Below are 17,962 nucleotides of genomic sequence, written 5' to 3'. Positions count from 1 at the left end.
CGGTGTTCCGGCCGTGTCGTCTTCGATCCTCCCGGAAATGCACGGCTCCGGGAGGCGGCTTTGGTCGGCGTCAGGCCTGGATGGTGGCCGCCGGGTTGATCACGCGGCCCAGGCCCAGGTTGCGCAGGGCTAGGTGCAGCGAGCTGTGGATAACCTGCGGATTGTCGAAGGTCATCAGTTGGCCGAGCAGTTCGCGGGCCCTGGACAGGGTCATCTGGCGCAGCAGCCATTTCACCTTGGGCAGGTTGGTGGCGTTCATCGACAGGGAATCGAAGCCCATGGCCATCAGCAGCACGGCGGCCGCCGGGTCGCCGGCCATTTCGCCGCAGATGCTCACCGGCTTGCCTTCGGCGTGGGAGTCGTCGACCACCTTCTTCAGCGCCTGCAGCACGGCCGGGTGCAGGTAGTCGTAGAGGTCGGCGACGCGCGGGTTGTTGCGGTCCACCGCCAGCAGGTACTGGGTCAGGTCGTTGGAGCCGACCGAGAGGAAGTCCACCTGGCGCGCCAGCTCGCGGGTCTGGTACACGGCCGCGGGGATCTCCACCATCATGCCGATCGGTGGCATGGGGATGTCGACGCCTTCGTCGCGCACTTCGCCCCAGGCGCGGTGGATCAGGTGCAGCGCCTCTTCCAGCTCGTGGGTGCCGGAGATCATCGGCAGCAGGATGCGCAGGTTGTCCAGGCCTTCACTGGCCTTGAGCATGGCGCGGGTCTGCACCAGGAAGATTTCCGGGTGGTCGAGCGTGACGCGGATGCCGCGCCAGCCGAGGAAGGGGTTGTCTTCCTTGATCGGGAAGTAGGACAGCGCCTTGTCGCCGCCGATGTCCAGGGTACGCATGGTCACCGGCAGCGGATGGAAGGCGGAGAGCTGCTCGCGGTAGATGGCGAGCTGTTCCTTCTCGCTGGGGAAGCGGTCGTTGATCATGAACGGCACTTCGGTGCGGTACAGGCCAACGCCCTCCGCGCCGCGCTCCTGGGCACGCGCCACGTCCGCCAGCAGGCCGGTGTTGACCCACAGCGGCATGCGATGGCCGTCCAGCGTCTCGCAGGGCAGTTCGCGCAGCGCGGCGAGGCCCTTGCTCAGCTCTTTCTCTTCGGCGACCACTTCGCCGTACTGCTTGACCAGCTGCGGCGACGGGTTGGTGTAGATCTCGCCGTGGTAGCCGTCGACGATCAGGTCGATGCCGTCGACCTTGGAGTACGGCAGATCGACCGCGCCCATGACGGTCGGGATACCCATGGCACGCGCCAGAATGGCCACGTGGGAGTTGCCCGAACCGAGTACCGAGATCAGGCCCACCAGCTTGCCCTCCGGCACTTCGCCGAGCATCGCCGGCGACAGTTCCTCGCTGACGATGATGGTCTGGTCGGGGTAGGTCAGCGACTGCTTACGCTCCTCCTGGAGGTAGGCAAGAATGCGCCGGCCGATGTCCTTCACGTCCGATGCCCGCTCGCGCAGGTAGGCGTCGTCCATCAGTTCGAAGCGCTGCACATGCTCCATCACCACCTGGCGCAGGGCGCCCTGGGCCCACTGGCCGGTGCGGATGATGCGTTTGACTTCGAGGCCGATGGAGGCGTCGTCGAGCATCATCAGGTACACGTCGAACAGCGCACGCTCTTCCTTGCGCAGCTGGGTAGCCAGCTTGCTGGAGAGGTTGCGCATGTCTTCGCGGACCGACTCCAGCGCCTGCTTGAAGCGCTCGACCTCGGCCTCGACGTCGTCGATGGGTTTGTCCGGGACTACTTCGAGATCAGCCGGCGGCAGCACCACCACGGCCTTGCCCACGGCCACGCCGGGAGCGCCGGGGACGCCAACGAACTTGGCTTCGCTGATGCCCTTGCCCATCTTGCCCAGGCCGCGGATCGAGCCGGTGGCCTCGGCGTGGGCGATAACGCCGGCAAGCTGCGCGCTCATGGTGACGAGGAAGGCTTCCTCGCCCTCGTCGAACTGGCGCTTTTCCTTCTGCTGCACGACCAGAACGCCCATCACCCGGCGGTGGTGGATAATCGGCGCGCCGAGGAAGGAGGCGTAGCGTTCCTCGCCCGTCTCGGCGAAGTAGCGGTAACGGGGGTGTTCGGAGGCGTTCTCGAGGTTCAGCGGCTCCTCGCGGGTGCCGACCAGGCCGACCAGACCCTCGTTGGGCGCCATGCTGACCTTGCCAATGGAGCGCTTGTTCAGGCCCTCGGTGGCCATCAGCACGAAGCGGTTGCTCTCCGGGTCGAGCAGGTAGACCGAGCACACCTGGCTGCCCATGGCCTCCTTGACCCGCAGCACGATGATGCCCAGCGCCGCCTTGAGGTCCTTGGCGGAGTTCACTTCCTGGACGATCTTACGCAGCGTGTTGAGCATGGCGTGGGGGTCTAACTCCTTGAACTTCGTGCTAGTCGCGCGCCAGCAGGCGCGGTGCCAATTCCTTCAGAGCCCGGCGGTAGACCTCGCGTTTGAAGGTCACGACCTGGCCCAGCGGGTACCAGTAGCTCACCCATTTCCAGCCGTCGAATTCGGGCTTGCCGGTGACATCCATGCGCACCCGGCTTTCCTCGCCGGTCAGGCGCAGAAGGAACCACTTCTGTTTCTGCCCGATGCACAGCGGCTGGCTGTTGGTACGCACCAGGCGTTGCGGCAGGCGGTAACGCAGCCAGCCCCGGGTACAGGCGAGGATCTTGACGTCCTGCTCTTCCAGGCCGACTTCTTCGTTCAGTTCGCGGTACAGCGCTTCCTCAGGGGTTTCGCGGGCGTTGATGCCGCCCTGGGGAAATTGCCAGGCTTCCTGGTTGATGCGCCGTGCCCACAGAACCTGTCCGACATCGTTGCAAAGGATGATGCCGACATTGGGGCGAAAACCATCGGGATCGATCACGGCGGTACATCCTCGAAATCGCGTGTGCCCGCATTGTTCCATAAAGCTTGTGACAGCGGCAACGCGGGCTGCGGCGTCCTGTGCTGGGTGGGCAAAAGCCGTTACTCTAGGCGACTTTTCCGTATTGGCAACTGGCGGTAATCCATCGTGCGACTGGCTCTCTTCGATCTCGACAACACCCTCCTGGCCGGCGACAGCGACCACAGCTGGGGCGAATGGCTGTGCCAGAAGGGACTGGTGGACGCTGGCGAGTACCAGGCGCGCAACGATGCCTTCTATGCCGACTATGTCGCCGGCACCCTCGACGTGCTCGCCTACCAGGCCTTCACCCAGGCCATTCTCGGCCGCACCGACCTGGCGCAACTGGCCGCCTGGCACCGCCAGTTCATGGAAGAGGTCATCGAGCCCATCATCCTGGCCAAGGGCGAGGCCCTGCTGGCCGAGCACCGCGCCGCCGGCGACAAGCTGGTGATCATCACCGCCACCAACCGCTTCATCACCGCACCCATCGTCGAGCGCCTGGGCGTGGAAACCCTCATCGCCACCGAGTGCGAGATGCGGGATGGCCTCTATACCGGCCAGACCTGTGGCGTGCCCTGCTTCCAGGGCGGCAAGGTGACGCGCCTGAACCGCTGGCTGGAAGAAACCGGCCTGACGCTGGACGACGCCTACTTCTACAGCGACTCGCGCAACGACCTGCCGCTGCTCGAGCAGGTCGCCAACCCGGTGGCCGTCGACCCCGACGACACCCTGCGCGCCACCGCTATCGAACGCGGCTGGCCGGTAATCAGCCTGCGCGACTGAGTCATCAGAAGCTCTTGTTGACCATCAGGTAGAAGATCGCCAGGAAGGCCAGGAACGCCGGCCACCCCAGAGCGAACCACCAGCGCATATAGAGGAAGGCTCGCGGCGGCAATGCGGTGCCTTCCCGGTACGCAGCCTCGGCCATGTTCCGCACGCGAATCTGCAGCCAGACCACCGGCAGCCAGCAGGCGCCCGCGAACACATAAAGCGCCAGACTCCACAGCAGCCAGCCCGAATCCAGCGGCCAGCCGGCCATGTGCGCCATGGCGATGCCGCTCAACGGCTGGAAGACCGCCGTGGTGGCGATGAACAGCCAGTCGGCGGTGACCAGGTGGCGGAAGGTGATGCGGATCGCTTCCAGGTTGCCGCTGCGCCAGGCGCGCCAGCTGTAGTAGGCCGAGCCCAGCCCGGTGCCGAACAGCAGCGTGGAAGACAGGATGTGCAGGGTCTTGAGCAGCAGGTAGAGGTTCACGCGGCGTCCTTGTCGGGTTCACTGGCCAGCAGACCGATATTGGCAATCAGGATCGCAAAGTTCTTTCCCACCGCCATGAACGGGTCGAACCAGTAATGCGGCAGTCGCCAACTGATCAGCAGCATGTACGCCAGCATCAGCGCGATCTGCCCGCACAAGGCCGGCCGGCGCCACCGGCGCAGCAGCAGGCCGATGCCCAGAATGCCATCGAACAGCGCACCGACGACGACTGCCAGAACAGCCGGCCAGCCGTCCACCCCGAACTCGCTCATGATTCGCAGCCCCCAGTCGAAACCGGGGCCCAGGCAGACGACAGCGGTCCCGATCCAGATGGCGGCGAGCACGCCCAACCAGACCGGCCGCAAGCCTTCGAACAGCGCGGCACGCGCATCAGGCCAGCCCAGCAGCCGAGACTCCAGCGGTGCCGCCCGATAGCCACAGGCACCAGCCAGCTCGTCGGCGCTGGCCAGGTTGTCCCGACGGGCAAGGCGCAGCAACTGCGGACTGAACATGCGCCACCCCAGCCTTGCGCCCAGGGCAGACAGTCCGCGTGCACACCACCAGGGCAGTCGTGGGGGCCGACGCGCACGCAGCCCCTGCGCGTTACGAAGCAGATTCAGCAACTCGCGCTGCGTCATGGCGCGCGGCCCCACCAACGGCAGGGCGAGGCTGCGCTCCGGCCAGCGGCGAGCAACGCGAGGACGGCGCCCACCAAATCCTGGACATGCAATGGCTGCAGACATGCCGCAGCATCAGGCAGCGGCACCCAGGGCAATCTCGACAACTGCGCCAACCAGCCACTGCTGGCTCCGCCAGGGCCGAGCACCAACGAAGGCCGCAGTACGACCGAACGGGTATGGGACAGAGCCGCCTGGTCGGCGACGGCCTTGCTCACCAGGAAGGGAATATCCGCATGCTCACCTGCGCCCAGTGCGGAAAGCTGCAGAATTCGCGCGCCATTGCGCGCGGCCAAGGCGAACAGCTGCTGTGGCCCACGGGCCTGCACCTTGTCTAGCTCATCAATGTCGTCACTGAGCACGCCAGTAGCATTGATCACCACATCAATCGGCGCCGGCCAGACAAAGGCGCCGGGGTCATCCGCCAGCGAGACAAGATCCAGCGCCAGCCACTGCACGCCCGGCAGTGCAGGGCCACGAGGAATCGCGCGGGCGCAGGCGAAGACCTGGTGCCCTTCGGCGAGCAGCGCGGGTAGCAGATGACGACCGAGGAACCCCCGGGCGCCTAACAGAAGAACATTCATGGGCGTACTTCGATCAACCGACGATCCGCCACCTTACGTGAACAGATCGAAGCGGACGCAGGAACCAGTGTGCAGAATCACACCGGTTTGCTGATCATCAGCACCAGGATGGCGACCACGCACAGCAGCGCCAGCGCGAAGAAGGCCAGGCCGAACTTCCACTGCCGTGCCGCACCGGCGGAGATCGGTTCGCCGCTGCTTTGCGCCACCAGCGCGAGGTCGCGGATGCGCCACAAGCGGGTGGTGAAGAGTAGCCAGAAGATCGTCGCGACGATCAGCAGGCAGGCACTGCCCAGCAGCCAGGTCTGCCCCAGCGGCCAGCCGATGGTCTGCACCATGCGATAGCCGGTAACCGGCAGGCTGGCGACGCTGCCGGCGACCAGCACCCAGCCGATCAGGCCGATGCGCTGCAGGGCCTTGGCGATCACCCCGGCGTCGCCACCGCGCCAGCTGCGCCAGCCGTACCAGGCCAGGCCGATGATGGCCAGGAACGGCAGCACCGCGGCGATGCCGTGGAAGATGCGGAAGGTCTGCAGGCTTTCCATTTCAATTCCCTGTGAAGAAGGCGGCGTTCCGACAAGCCTAGCAGCAGTCGCGCCGCCTCTGCCTGATCCTCAGCCGAGGAACAGGCGATAGGCCGGGTTGTCCGTCTCGTCCCAGTAGGGGTAGCCGATCTCTTCCAGCGCGGCCGCCACCAGGTGACGCTCGTCCTCCGGCACTTGCAGGCCGGCGACCACGCGACCGTCGGCGGCGCCATGGTTGCGGTAGTGGAACAGGGTGATGTTCCAGCGCCCGCCCAGGCGGTTGAGGAAGTTGAACAGCGCGCCGGGACGCTCGGGGAACTCGAAGCGGAACACCTGCTCGCCGGAGACGCGCGGCGAATGGCCGCCGACCATGTGGCGAATGTGCAGCTTGGCCAGTTCGTTGTCGGTCAGGTCGAGCACCGGGAAGCCCTGGTCCTGCAGTTGCTGCACCAGCGCCGCGCGCGGGTCGTTCTCCGGGTGCGTCTGCACGCCGACGAAGATGTGCGCTTCGCTGTCGGTGTTGTAGCGGTAGTTGAACTCGGTGATCTGGCGCTTGCCGATGGCCTCGCAGAACGCCTTGAAGCTGCCCGGACGCTCGGGGATGGTCACCGCGATGATCGCTTCGCGCTTCTCGCCCAGCTCCGCGCGCTCGGCCACGTGGCGCAAGCGGTCGAAGTTGATGTTGGCGCCCGAGTCGATGGCCACCAGGGTCTCGCCCTTCACGCCTTCACGCTCGACGTACCGCTTGATCCCGGCCACCGCCAGCGCGCCGGCCGGCTCGGTGATCGAACGGGTGTCGTCGTAGATGTCCTTGATCGCCGCGCAGATCTCGTCGGTGCTGACGGTGATTACTTCATCGACATGGTCCTTGCACAGCTCGAAGTTGTGCTTGCCGATCTGTGCCACGGCCACGCCGTCGGCGAACAGCCCGACCTGGCCGAGCACCACGCGCTCGCCGGCAGCCATGGCGGCCTGCAGGCAATTGGAGTCATCGGGCTCGACGCCGATGATCTTGATCTCCGGACGCAGGTATTTGACGTAGGCAGCGATGCCGGCGATCAGGCCGCCGCCGCCGACCGGCACGAAGATCGCGTCGATGCGGCCCGGATTCTGGCGAAGGATTTCCATCGCCACGGTGCCCTGGCCGGCGATCACGTCCGGATCGTCATAGGGGTGGATGTAGACGTAGCCCTTCTCTTCCACCAGCTTCAGCGAATGCGCCAGCGCATCGGGGAAGGCATCGCCGTGCAGCACGGCCTTGCCGCCACGGGCGCGCACGCCCTGGACCTTCAGCTCTGGCGTAGTGCGTGGCATCACGATGGTGGCCTTGATGCCCAGCTCGCGGGCGGCCAGCGCTACACCCTGGGCGTGGTTGCCGGCAGAGGCGGTGACGACGCCACGGGCGAGTTCTTCCGGGCTCAGCTGCGCCAGCTTGTTGTAGGCGCCGCGAATCTTGAAGGAGAACACCGGCTGCAGGTCTTCGCGTTTCAGCAGAATCTGGTTGCCCAGGCGCTCGGAGAGCTGGCGGGCGGGCTGCAGGGGCGTTTCCACGGCAACGTCGTAGACACGCGAGGTGAGGATCTTCTTGACGTAGTGTTCGAGCATCGGAAGGGCTATATCGGCGGCTTTTCGAGGAACCGCGAGTCTACTCCAGCGGGCGCAGCGCGGGCCACCGAACAATCCGCGCGCAGATGACCGTAACAGTTGCCCGGCGGCGCAACACCGGCGCGCCATCGACCGCTATAATCCGCCCTTTCGATTATTCCCCGGCGCTTTCGCGCCCAGCCAGGTAAGAAGACCCTTCGCCATGAACCAGGATCAGCTCAAGCAGGCAGTGGCCCAGGCCGCCGTCGACCACATCCTTCCGCACCTCGACAGCAAGAGCATCGTCGGCGTGGGCACCGGCTCCACCGCCAACTTCTTCATCGACCTGCTGGCCAAGCACAAGGCCGAGTTCGACGGCGCCGTGGCCAGCTCCGAAGCCACTGCCCAGCGCCTGAAGGGCCATGGCATCCCGGTCTACGACCTGAACACCGTCAGCGAACTGGAGTTCTATGTGGACGGCGCCGACGAGACCAACGAGCGCCTGGAACTGATCAAGGGCGGCGGCGCCGCGCTGACCCGCGAGAAGATTGTCGCGGCCGTGGCCAAGCAGTTCATCTGCATCGCCGACGCCAGCAAACTGGTGCCGATCCTCGGCGGCTTCCCGCTGCCGGTGGAAGTCATCCCCATGGCCCGCAGCCACGTGGCCCGCCAACTGGTGAAGCTGGGCGGCGACCCGGTGTACCGCGAGGGTGTGCTGACCGATAACGGCAACATCATCCTCGATGTGCACAACCTGCGCATCGACAGCCCGGTGCAGCTGGAAGAAGCGATCAACAACATCGTCGGCGTGGTCACCAACGGCCTGTTCGCCGCGCGCCCGGCCGACCTGTTGCTGCTCGGCACCGCCGAAGGGGTGAAGACCCTCAAGGTCTGACGCGCCAGGCGCCATCCGCCGGATGGCGCCTTCCAGAGCGCCCACTGCCGTCTACGCTGGGATGACCTTAATCCCAAAGGGAGATGCAGCATGGCCGCCAAGTACCATCTGAAAAAGGCCAGTGATGGCCAGTTCCACTTCAATCTGCACGCCAGCAACGGCGAAATCGTCCTGACCAGCGAGCTGTACAAGGCCAAGACCTCGGCCGTAGACGGCATCGAATCGGTGCGCAAGAACTCGCAGCGCGAAGGGGCCTTCGAGATCAAGGTCGCCGCCAACGGCAAGCATTACTTCGTACTCAAGGCCACCAACGGCCAGGTCGTCGGACAGAGCCAGATGTACGCCAGCAAGGCTACCGCCGAGGCCGGCGTGGCGGCGGTCAAACGCTACGCGTCAGACGCGCCGATCAGCGACGACACCTGACAGCGCACCGTTTCGGTGAGCGCCTCGGCGCACCCGCTTCGCACGGCCGGCTCTATCGCCGGCCGTGTATCACTACTGTTACAGTGGCGCGACACCCTCGGTCACTGACGCGTCAAATTCCGCCCATCTCCGGCGAACCGGCCTGCATCCTGCTTTCCTCCGGCGCACGCATCGAAGACCGATGCGATTCCAATCGACACAGAGGAAAGTGCCGTGTTCAAACCTATAGCTGTTGCGGTCAGCCTGGGCTGCGCTGCGTTGGCAACCGACGCCAACGCCTACGAATACGGGGAGTATGCCGGGGACACCCTCGACACCCTGATCAACGAGTACCCGGGCCGTTACCGTGGCACCGCCAGCTTCGCCGGCGCCACCGCACTGATGCAGTCGCGCCTGGGCTTCGGTTACCAGACGCAGGTCCAGGACTTCACCTGGGCCGGCAACCGCAGCTCGCAGAACGTCATCGCCAGTGCCCCGGGCAGCAGCGGCCAATACGTGGTACTGGGTGCTCACTACGATACCTACTACGGCCGGCCGACCCTGCAAGGCCTGGACGACAACGGCTCGGGCGCCGCCGTGCTGACCGAGATCGCCCGCAACCTGGGCGGCATCACGCTGGAAAACGGCCTGGAAGTGGTCGGCTTCGGCGCCGAGGAAGAGGGCCTGCGCGGCTCCCGCGCCTATGTCGCCTCGCTCAGCGACGAGCAGCGCAGCAACCTGCTGGGCATGATCAATCTCGACAGCCTGATCACCGGCGACAAGATGTACGCCCACGCCGGTTTCAACAGCGTCGACAACCCCGCACTGGGCGCCTACCGCGACCAGCTCCTGCGCATCGCCCAGGAACTGAAGATCCCGCTGTTCACCAACCCCGGCCTGAACGAGGAATACCCCGCCGGCACCGGTTGCTGCAGTGACGGCGAAAGCTTCGAGGGCTTGAACGTCCCGGTGCTGTTCATCGAAGCCACCAACTGGGAACTGGGCGATCTGGACGGCTACGAGCAGACCGACAATCCCGCCATTCCTGGCGGCGCCACCTGGCACAACCCAACGCTGGACAATGAACAGGTACTCACCGGGGCCTTCGGCCAGGAGCGCATCGACCAGCGCCTGCGCGACTTCTCGCGCCTGCTCACCCGCCTGGTGCTGGAGCTCACCAACGCCGACCTGCTCGCCTCCACCGCCTCCGGCGGCGCCATGGCGCGGCAAATGGAAGACCAACTGCAGCGCCAGCACCTGGCCCTGACCCGCCTGCATGACCGCCGCTGGCTGACGCTGCTGGGCAGCTCGCGCCCGGTCGGCAGCTTCGACGGCGCGGTGGGCGTGGAGGGCGAGACCAGCCCCGAGAGCGGCTTCGACATGCCCGGCGACCCGCGCTCGCATCGCGCCGGCGTGAACCTGCTGGGCGACTACCGCGCCAGCGAGGCCCTGACCGTCGGCGGTAGCCTGAGCTTCCAGCGTAGCCGCGACAATATGGACCATAGCGCCCGCCTGGAGGCCGAAACCTGGCAGTTGGGCCTCTACGGCCTGCTCAACGACGGTGGCCCGGCCTGGCTGGGCGGCGAACTGAGCGCCGGCTATGCCGACTTCGACAGCAAGCGCTCGGTTTACCTGAAGGCGAAGAACGGCCCGGTACTGCTCGACCAGCGCATCGACGGCGACACCAACGCCTGGTTCTGGGGTGCACGAGTCGACGGCGGTTACGACTTCGACATCGCCGGCATCAAGACCGGTCCGCAGGGCGGGCTCGACTATGTGCACTACAAGATCGACGACTTCAACGAAGACGACGACCTGCGCACTGCGCTGGGCTACGAGAAGCAGGACTATGACTCGGTCGAAGCCAGCCTTGGCTGGGGTCTGCGCGGCGAGTTGCCGTTGGGCAACCGCATGGCCGTGCAGCCCTACGCCAGCGTGCGCTGGGTGAAGGAACTGGCCGACGGCCGCCTGGACGATATCGCCCTGACCGCCCTGGGCGATGGCCGCACCCGCGTCGCCGACCTGGGCGACGTGGACAAGGACTTCGGCCGCGCCCAGCTCGGCGCCCTGCTGGCAGTCACCGAGCAGTTGGGCGTATTCGCCGAGGCCAACTCACGCTTCGCCCACAGCGAGGGCAGCCAGGCGTCCTACTCCCTCGGCGTGCAGTGGCAGTTCTGATCGCGGGAAAGCGAGGCGCCCTCAGTGCGCCTCGCGCTTCTTGAACACGTAGAAGAGATTGGGCTCGCTGACCAGGTACAGCGTGCCCTGGTCGTCCATGGCGATGCCCTCCGCCTGCGGCACGCTGCGCCGCAGGCCTTGCATGCCGCGCAGCAGCGACAGTGAGCTGATCGGTTCGCCGTCGGCGCTCAACTCCAGCACCAGCCGGGATTCGTCGGACAGCGCCAGCAGGTGCCCGCTGCGCTCGTCGTACTGCAGGCTGGAAAGATCGCGAACGAACAGGTTGCGGTTGTGCTGCAGGTCTTCCACCACGTGTACAGCGATGGGCTGCTCCGACTGCTCGTAGGGGAAGCCGCGCACCTCATAGATATGCACCGGATGCCGCTCCTTGGCGACGAACAGGCGCTTGCCCACCGAGTCGTAGGCCAGCCCCTCGAAGCCGCTGTTGCCGCCGCGCCCCAGGGCCAGGGCAAGCTGCTGGGCGTCTTCGGCGTTCAACTCCTTCGTGTCGTCGCGCAGTTCCACACGCAGCAGGCGCTGGTGGGTCTCGTCGGTAATCACATAGACGTTGCGGCTGATGTATTCGATGGCCTCGGTATCGCCGAAACCGTGCAGCGCGATCCTGCGCAGCAGCTTGCCCTCCAGCGACAGCTCCACCAGCTCGTTCTGCTTGTTGGTGACGGTGAAGAGGGTCTGCCGGTCCGGGTCGTAGGTCAGCGCCGAGACGTTGTCCTCCAGCCCCTCGATCGGCTGCGCCTCCAGCACCACGCGGTAGTCGGGCAGCCAGATGGACTGCTCCTGCCACTGCGCCGCGTGGCGCCACTCGTTGAACTTGAACCAGCCGCGCTCGTAGACCCGGAAGCTCTGGCCCAGCGCAAGCAGCAGGGCCAGGGCGATCAGCGCCAGCAGCAGGAACAGACGGCGGGGTTTGAGCAGACGGCGCATGGAGGACTCGGGGTGGGGATGGCGTGGCAGAGTGACAGCAGCGCCTGAAGCCAAACTTAAAGGCCACCAGCAACCGCGGGCAGGCTAGAGTCAGGTTAGCGCAAGACTGTCCCGTGATTCTTTTGCAAGTGACTGCAAGAGGCGTATCGATGGCCCAGCATCTGCTTCCCGAACAACGCCAGCAGGCAACCCTGCACACCGTGGTGCTGGCGACCGAAGTGCTGCACCACGCCGGCGTGCCGCGGCCGAAGCTGCTGGAGGGCAGTGGCATCGGGGAGGCGGACCTGCTCACCCCGGAAAAGCTGATCACCCACGCTCAGGAGCTGCGGGTCTTCGCCAATGCCCTGAACTGCCACCACGATCCGGCGCTGGGCCTCTACCTTGGCCTGCGCATGCATGTCTCGGCCTACGGCATCCTCGGCTATAGCATGCTCGCCAGCCGCACCCTGCGCGATGCGCTGCACCTGGCACTGTCATTCCCCGAACTGCTCGGCACCTACTTCCGCCTGGCGCTGACGCCGCAGGGCGACGAGGTTCACCTGACCGCCGACGGGTACCGCTACGCGCCGGAGCTGACGGTGTTCAACACCGAGTTGTGCCTGACGTCGCTGCTGACGGTGATCCGCGATCTGCTCGGCGAATCGGTGCGGCCGCGGCGAATGCTGCTGGCCTACCGACCACCGCTGCACGCCGAGACCTACACCGAGCGCCTGGGCTGCCCGGTGGATTTCGGTGCACCCACCAGCGCCCTGTGCTTCAGCCCGGCGCTGCTCGACCGGCCGCTGCCGCTGGCCGACCCGGTCAGCTGCCACAATGGTGTGCAGCAATGCCTGCGCATGAGCGCGATGCTCAGCAGCCGCGGCGACGTGATCGACCAGTTGCGCCAGCACCTGGCCAGCCACCTGCAGGACACCGCCAACCTGGACACCGTGGCCCGCCACCTGCACCGTTCCACCCGCACCCTGCGCCGTCACCTGCAGCAGCAGAACACCAGTTATCAACAGGTGCTCGACGAGGTGCGTTTCGACCGTGCGCGGCAGTTGCTCAAGGATACTGACCTGCCGATCTACCTGATCGCCGAGCAGTTGGGTTATAGCGAGACGGCCAGCTTCCGGCATGCCTTCCAGCGCTGGAGTGGGGCGAGTCCGAGCCTGTATCGGGGCTAGGTGCAGACCGGCACCCCTCTCCCTAACCCTCTCCCTGAAGGGAGAGGGGACTTTCCGGAGCAAGCGGAAAGTCCCGCGCTCGCCGGCTGACTCCATTACATCCGAAGAACTCCGCACGCCCCCCTCTCCCTTAAGGGAGAGGGGACTTTCCGCAGCAAGCAGAAAGTCCCGCGTTCGCCGGCTGATTCCATTACATCCGAAGAACTCCGCACGGCTCCCTCTCCCTTCAGGGAGAGGGGACTTTCCGCAGCAAGCGGAAAGTCCCACGCTCGCCGGCTGACTCCATTCCATCCGAAGAACTCCAGACGGCTCCCTCTCCCTTCAGGGAGAGGGGACTTTCCGCAGCAAGCGGAAAGCCCCACGCTCGCCGGCTGACTCCATTCCATCCGAAGAACTCCAGACGGCTCCCTCTCCCTTCAGGGAGAGGGCTGGGGAGAGGGCAAAGCCAGTCCACGCGCCGGAGCCGATCGGTTCGCGAGCAAGCTCGCTCCTACAAAAAGCCCGGCAGACGACACACCGCTGACGCCCGAAATCCAGCATTTCAGACGGCATTTTCAACTTGGCCTGATTTATCCCTTATTGGCCTGATCTATCGTTCTGCGCGTCCCGGCGCTTGGTCATTATCAATCCGCAGCTAGGTGAAACGGTCCTAGAAACCGTAAAACCTCAACAATAACAACTGCTTAACTGCATGGTACGAGCATGACCAGCGCGATCACCATCGAGCGGATATGCATGGAGTTCGGTACACCCGGACAAGGCCTCAAGGCCCTGGACGACGTGTCACTGGAAATCCGCGCCAACGAGTTCTTCACCCTCCTCGGCCCGTCGGGCTGCGGCAAGACCACCTTGCTGCGACTGATCGCCGGCTTCGAACAACCCTCCTCCGGCAGCATTCGCCTATACGGCGACGCGATGGAAGGCCTTCCGCCCTTCAAGCGCCCGGTCAATACCGTCTTCCAGAGCTATGCCCTGTTCCCCCACATGACCGTGGCGGAGAACATCGCCTTCGGCCTTGAGATGCAGGGCAAGCAGCGCCGCGACATCGATGCCACCGTGCAGAAGATGCTCGACCTGGTGCGCCTGCCCGACGTCGGCAAGCGCCGCGCCGACCAGCTTTCCGGCGGCCAGCAACAGCGCATCGCCCTGGCCCGCGCCCTGGCCAGCCGGCCCAAGGTACTGCTGCTCGACGAATCGCTTTCCGCGCTGGACCTCAAGCTGCGCAAGGAAATGCAGATCGAGCTCAAGCGCCTGCAGCACGAGACCGGCATCACCTTCATCTTTGTCACCCACGACCAGGAAGAAGCGCTGACCATGTCCGACCGCATCGCGGTGATGAGCCGTGGCAAGGTCATGCAGATCGGCACTCCCACCGAGATCTACGAGGCGCCGGTCAACCGCCTGGTGGCCGACTTCATCGGCGAGACCAATTTCCTCGAAGGCGAATCCAGCGGTGACAACGTGCGCCTGGCCGACGGCCAGTTGCTGCCGGCCGCCACCACTCTGCCCGGCAAGGTGACCCTGGCGATCCGCCCGGAGCGCACCGAGCTCGCGCAGGACGGCCAGCTCGAAGGCGTGGTCGAGAACATCGTCTACGTCGGCACCGACACCGTGTACCACCTCAACGTCGCCGGTCAGGGCGGCTTCCGGGTCCGTCAGCAGAACCGCGACGGCGCCCTTTCCACCCACGCGCCCGGCGCGCGGGTGCGGGTCCGCGTTCCCGCCACCGCCATCCGGGTGCTGGCCGAATGAGTACAACACTACGCGCACAAGCGGAACGCAAATCACTGTTCAATCGCCTGGCCCTGACCAGCCCGGCGATGATCATGCTGGTGGTGTTCCTGGTCCTGCCGCTGGGCATCATGTTCGCCGTGTCGATCCAGGCACCGGGGGACTACGGCGGCGTGAAGTGGGGCCAGCACACCATCGAGGCCTATATCAACTTCCTCTGGGAGCGCGACCTGGACGACAGCCTGGCGTTCAACGCCGACTACCTGGGCATCTTCCAGCGCTCGTTCTGGCTGTCGATCCTGACCACCCTGGGCTGCGTGCTGATCGGTTTTCCCACCGCGCTGTACCTGGCGCTGCAGGACGAACGCCGGCGCAACCTGCTGCTGTTCCTGGTCACGGTGCCGTTCTGGACCAACCTGCTGGTGCGGGTCTACGCCTGGATGCTGTTGCTGCGCAACGGCGGGCTGATCGACGAGGGGCTGCACGGGCTGGGTTTCTCTGACGCCTCCCTGGGCATCCTCTACACCGACAACGCGGTGATCATCGGCCTGCTCTACACCTACCTGCCGTTCATGGTCCTGCCCATCTACACCAGCCTGGAGAAGATGGACTGGCGCCTGGTGGAAGCGGCCTTCGACCTGGGCGCCAACCGCTGGAAGGCGCTGAAGCGGATCATCATCCCACTGGCCATGCCCGGCATCGTCGCCGGCTGCATCCTGGTGTTCATCCCGTCGCTGGGCAGCTACATCATTCCCGAGCTGCTCGGGGGCGGTAAGTCGCTGATGATCGGCAACCTGATCCAGCTGCAGTTCGGCACGGCGCACAACTGGCCGTTCGGCGCAGCGCTGTCCTTCGCCCTGCTGGCCTTCGTGCTGCTGGCGATGATGATCTACAGCATGCGGTTCAAACAGGGCGCGTCGGGAGGTCATCCATGAAGTCGGCCAACCCGCTCTGGCGCTTCACCGGGGTCCGGCCCGCCGCCTGGCTGTTCTTCGCTTTCCTCTACATCCCGATCTTCGTGCTGGTGGTGCTGAGCTTCAACAGCGGCCAATCGGCCACGCTATGGGAAAGCTTCAGCCTGAAGTGGTACTCGGTCGTTGCGGACGACCCGGAAATCCTTCGCGCGGCGAAGAACTCGCTGATCGTCGCCACCCTGGCCACCGTCGTCGCTACCACCCTGGCCACGCTCGCTGCACTGGGCATGCGCGGTCGCTCGTTCCGCGGGCAGACGCTGATGAGTGGTGTACTGGGCCTGCCGCTGCTGGTGCCGGAGATCGTCACCGCCGTGGCGACCCTGATGTTCTTTGCCTTCATCGGCCTGAAGCTGTCGCTGTTCACCATCCTGCTGGCGCACATCGTGTTCTGCATTCCCTTCGCCTACCTGCCGATCCGCGCCCGCCTCGAAGGCATGGACCCACGGCTGGCGGAAGCGGCGGCGGACCTCTATGCCTCGCCATGGAAGACCTTCTGGAAGGTGACCTTCCCCCTGCTGACGCCGGGGATCGTGTCGGGGGCGATGCTGGCGTTCATCATCTCGATGGACGACTTCGTCATCACCTACTTCGTCGCCGGCGCCGGGGCCACCACCCTGCCGGTGTACATCTTCAGCTCCATCCGAATGGGGATTTCCCCGAAGATCAACGCCATATCTTCAATAATACTGTTGATTTCCATCGCGTTCGTTGCGTTGTCGTACTACGTCGGCCAGCGTCGCCGCTGACCTCCTGCCGCCAAACAAAACAACATTGCAAGGAGCTTCACCGATGAAATTCCGCCGTACCCCCATCGCCCGCGCGCTCGTCGCCGCCAGCCTGCTGCTGGCCGGCAGCGCCCACGCCGACGGCACCCTGCACTTCGCCAACTGGTCCGACTACTTTCCGCCGGAGCTGCTGAAGAAGTTCGAGAAGGACACCGGCATACACGCCACCCTGGACTCCTACGACAGCAACGAAACCCTGCTGGCCAAACTCAAGGCCGGCGGCGGCGCCTACGACGTGGTCGTGCCGTCGGACAGCTTCATCGAGATCTTCGTCAAGGAAGGCCTGCTGCAGAAGCTCGACAAGTCGCAGCTGCCGAACCTGGCGAACCTGAAAGACAAGTTCAAGACCCTGACCTACGACCCGGGCCACGACTACTCCGTGCCCTACCTGTGGGGCACTACCGGCTACAGCTACGACAGCGCCAAGGTCCCTGGCGGCAAGCTGGATGAAAGCTGGAAGCCGTTCTTCGAGCCGCCGGCGGAGCTGAAAGGCAAGGTCGTCGCGCTCAATTCCATCGAAGAGCTCTACGCCCCGGCGTCCTATTACCTGGGCGTCGACGAGTGCACCGAGGACCCGAAAGAGGCGGCGAAGATCCAGGACCTGCTGCTCAAGCAGAAACCGATGCTGGCCATGTACAACAGCGACGGCACCATCGAGCGCATGGCCGCCGGCGAGGTCTCCATGCACCAGCAATGGAACGGCGCCTTCCACCGCGCCCACGCCCAGCGCGCCAGCCTGGTCTACGTCTATCCCAAGGAAGGCGTGCGCCTGTTCATCGACAACCTGACCATTCCCAAGGACGCCACCAACATCAAGGAGGCCCACGCCTTCCTGAACTGGATGATGCAGCCTGAGAACATCGCCCTGGCCTCCAACTTCGCCAAGTACAACAACGCGATCGAAGGCTCGGACAAGTTCATGGACAAGGAGCTGTTCGACGATCCGGCGATCAACACCCCGACAGACAAACTGGATCGCCTGAAGCCCTTCAAGCTCTGCTCGCCCAAGGCCCTGCAACTGCGCTCCAAGGTCTGGACCAAGCTGAAGAAGTGACCGGGAGGTCACCCGGCGCGGCGGTGCGCGCCGGGTGATCCTGACAGCCATTTTGGCCATTTCGATCCCTTTTTGACCCTTTGCAGGGTTCTGCCCGGTGACCTCGGTTGCTAGAGTCGGGCGGCTCGCGCAGGGAGCGGCTGGAAAGGCGGCCAGCCCTTGCACCATCGCAGATGGCGCAGGGATATCCCGAGGGAACGCGAGCGCGTTATCCACAAGAACAAATGCCCCGAGAACGCCCATGACCAGCTTTTGCGTCAACCTGCAGCACACACCCTCATTCCTCGCGCGTCGTCAGCGCTGCGGCTGAGCCGTAAGCCGACGAC

Annotated in this window: 15 protein-coding genes and 1 pseudogene; 9 read left to right on the top strand and 7 right to left on the bottom strand. The window is 65.2% G+C overall.

Annotated elements, in window-relative coordinates; genetic code table 11:
* Positions 1-70: 70 nt before the first annotated feature.
* Both ptsP and AC2T4A_RS06530 read right to left on the bottom strand, forming a co-directional pair.
* The gene (gene ptsP, locus AC2T4A_RS06535) at positions 71-2,350 is read right to left on the bottom strand and encodes a phosphoenolpyruvate--protein phosphotransferase (RefSeq protein WP_416748946.1); all 2,280 of its coding nucleotides are present in this window, start codon (positions 2,348-2,350) and stop codon (positions 71-73) included.
* 31 nt (positions 2,351-2,381) lie between these two features.
* Positions 2,382-2,861, bottom strand: coding sequence for an RNA pyrophosphohydrolase (locus AC2T4A_RS06530; RefSeq protein ID WP_017520843.1), 480 nt, complete (start codon positions 2,859-2,861; stop codon positions 2,382-2,384).
* A 147-nt stretch (positions 2,862-3,008) separates the two neighbouring features.
* Between AC2T4A_RS06530 and AC2T4A_RS06525 the strand changes: the two genes are divergently transcribed.
* A complete protein-coding gene (locus AC2T4A_RS06525) occupies positions 3,009-3,665 on the top strand; it encodes a histidinol-phosphatase (RefSeq protein WP_486742935.1) in 657 nt (218 codons plus the stop codon).
* 4 nt (positions 3,666-3,669) lie between these two features.
* On the opposite strand, the gene AC2T4A_RS06520 is transcribed toward AC2T4A_RS06525, so the two are convergent.
* The 4 genes and pseudogenes from AC2T4A_RS06520 to ilvA form a co-directional block, all read right to left on the bottom strand.
* Positions 3,670-4,137: a DUF2269 family protein gene (locus AC2T4A_RS06520; protein WP_486742934.1), complete on the bottom strand. Its 468-nt coding sequence runs from the start codon at positions 4,135-4,137 to the stop codon at positions 3,670-3,672.
* Positions 4,134-5,398 (bottom strand): annotated as a pseudogene (locus AC2T4A_RS06515) (SDR family oxidoreductase). The gene AC2T4A_RS06520 and the pseudogene AC2T4A_RS06515 overlap by 4 nt, the downstream one beginning before the upstream one ends.
* A 77-nt stretch (positions 5,399-5,475) precedes the next feature.
* Positions 5,476-5,943: a DUF2269 domain-containing protein gene (locus AC2T4A_RS06510; RefSeq protein ID WP_486742933.1), complete on the bottom strand. Its 468-nt coding sequence runs from the start codon at positions 5,941-5,943 to the stop codon at positions 5,476-5,478.
* Positions 5,944-6,012: 69 nt separating this feature from the next.
* Complete coding sequence (gene ilvA / locus AC2T4A_RS06505) at positions 6,013-7,527, bottom strand: threonine ammonia-lyase, biosynthetic (protein WP_416748935.1); 1,515 nt, start codon at positions 7,525-7,527, stop codon at positions 6,013-6,015.
* Between the two features lie 202 nt (positions 7,528-7,729).
* On the opposite strand from ilvA, the gene rpiA reads away from it, so the two are divergent.
* The 3 genes from rpiA to AC2T4A_RS06490 all read left to right on the top strand — a co-directional run bounded on the left by rpiA (position 7,730) and on the right by AC2T4A_RS06490 (position 10,981).
* Entirely contained in the window at positions 7,730-8,401 is a 672-nt protein-coding gene (gene rpiA / locus AC2T4A_RS06500; protein WP_088420080.1) for a ribose-5-phosphate isomerase RpiA, read from the top strand.
* Positions 8,402-8,491: 90 nt separating this feature from the next.
* Positions 8,492-8,824 (top strand): YegP family protein, encoded by a 333-nt coding sequence (locus AC2T4A_RS06495; RefSeq protein WP_486742932.1) that lies wholly within the window; start codon positions 8,492-8,494, stop codon positions 8,822-8,824.
* Between the two features lie 213 nt (positions 8,825-9,037).
* Complete coding sequence (locus tag AC2T4A_RS06490; protein WP_486742931.1) at positions 9,038-10,981, top strand: autotransporter outer membrane beta-barrel domain-containing protein; 1,944 nt, start codon at positions 9,038-9,040, stop codon at positions 10,979-10,981.
* A gap of 21 nt (positions 10,982-11,002) precedes the next feature.
* On the opposite strand, the gene AC2T4A_RS06485 is transcribed toward AC2T4A_RS06490, so the two are convergent.
* Positions 11,003-11,926, bottom strand: a complete 924-nt coding sequence (locus AC2T4A_RS06485; RefSeq protein WP_416748928.1) for an SdiA-regulated domain-containing protein — start codon at positions 11,924-11,926, stop codon at positions 11,003-11,005.
* A 149-nt stretch (positions 11,927-12,075) separates the two neighbouring features.
* On the opposite strand from AC2T4A_RS06485, the gene AC2T4A_RS06480 reads away from it, so the two are divergent.
* The 5 genes from AC2T4A_RS06480 (at position 12,076) to AC2T4A_RS06460 (ending at position 17,636) form a co-directional block, all read left to right on the top strand.
* On the top strand, positions 12,076-13,092 hold the full coding sequence (locus AC2T4A_RS06480; RefSeq protein WP_416748926.1) for an AraC family transcriptional regulator: 1,017 nt from the start codon (positions 12,076-12,078) through the stop codon (positions 13,090-13,092).
* A 702-nt stretch (positions 13,093-13,794) separates the two neighbouring features.
* On the top strand, positions 13,795-14,844 hold the full coding sequence (locus AC2T4A_RS06475; protein WP_478377668.1) for an ABC transporter ATP-binding protein: 1,050 nt from the start codon (positions 13,795-13,797) through the stop codon (positions 14,842-14,844).
* Positions 14,841-15,758, top strand: coding sequence for an ABC transporter permease (locus AC2T4A_RS06470; protein WP_478377667.1), 918 nt, complete (start codon positions 14,841-14,843; stop codon positions 15,756-15,758). The genes AC2T4A_RS06475 and AC2T4A_RS06470 overlap by 4 nt, the downstream gene beginning before the upstream one ends.
* Positions 15,755-16,543 (top strand): ABC transporter permease, encoded by a 789-nt coding sequence (locus AC2T4A_RS06465; protein WP_045215587.1) that lies wholly within the window; start codon positions 15,755-15,757, stop codon positions 16,541-16,543. Before AC2T4A_RS06470 ends, AC2T4A_RS06465 begins: the two co-directional genes overlap by 4 nt.
* 43 nt (positions 16,544-16,586) lie before the next feature.
* On the top strand, positions 16,587-17,636 hold the full coding sequence (locus AC2T4A_RS06460; protein WP_478377666.1) for an ABC transporter substrate-binding protein: 1,050 nt from the start codon (positions 16,587-16,589) through the stop codon (positions 17,634-17,636).
* Positions 17,637-17,962: the final 326 nt, after the last annotated feature.

The sequence above is a fragment of the Pseudomonas sp. PVC-3-1 genome, from assembly GCF_057444315.1.
The sequence above is the reverse complement of the archived record's forward strand: the minus strand, read 5'-3'. Positions and strand labels throughout refer to the sequence as shown.

Coding starts and splice junctions, on each gene's coding strand:
- ptsP (WP_416748946.1), bottom strand. CDS start 2,350: ATGCTCAACACGCTGCGTAAGATCGTCCAGGAAGTGAACTCCGCCAAG.
- AC2T4A_RS06510 (WP_486742933.1), bottom strand. CDS start 5,943: ATGGAAAGCCTGCAGACCTTCCGCATCTTCCACGGCATCGCCGCGGTG.
- ilvA (WP_416748935.1), bottom strand. CDS start 7,527: ATGCTCGAACACTACGTCAAGAAGATCCTCACCTCGCGTGTCTACGAC.
- rpiA (WP_088420080.1), top strand. CDS start 7,730: ATGAACCAGGATCAGCTCAAGCAGGCAGTGGCCCAGGCCGCCGTCGAC.
- AC2T4A_RS06495 (WP_486742932.1), top strand. CDS start 8,492: ATGGCCGCCAAGTACCATCTGAAAAAGGCCAGTGATGGCCAGTTCCAC.
- AC2T4A_RS06485 (WP_416748928.1), bottom strand. CDS start 11,926: ATGCGCCGTCTGCTCAAACCCCGCCGTCTGTTCCTGCTGCTGGCGCTG.
- AC2T4A_RS06480 (WP_416748926.1), top strand. CDS start 12,076: ATGGCCCAGCATCTGCTTCCCGAACAACGCCAGCAGGCAACCCTGCAC.
- AC2T4A_RS06475 (WP_478377668.1), top strand. CDS start 13,795: ATGACCAGCGCGATCACCATCGAGCGGATATGCATGGAGTTCGGTACA.
- AC2T4A_RS06470 (WP_478377667.1), top strand. CDS start 14,841: ATGAGTACAACACTACGCGCACAAGCGGAACGCAAATCACTGTTCAAT.
- AC2T4A_RS06465 (WP_045215587.1), top strand. CDS start 15,755: ATGAAGTCGGCCAACCCGCTCTGGCGCTTCACCGGGGTCCGGCCCGCC.
- AC2T4A_RS06460 (WP_478377666.1), top strand. CDS start 16,587: ATGAAATTCCGCCGTACCCCCATCGCCCGCGCGCTCGTCGCCGCCAGC.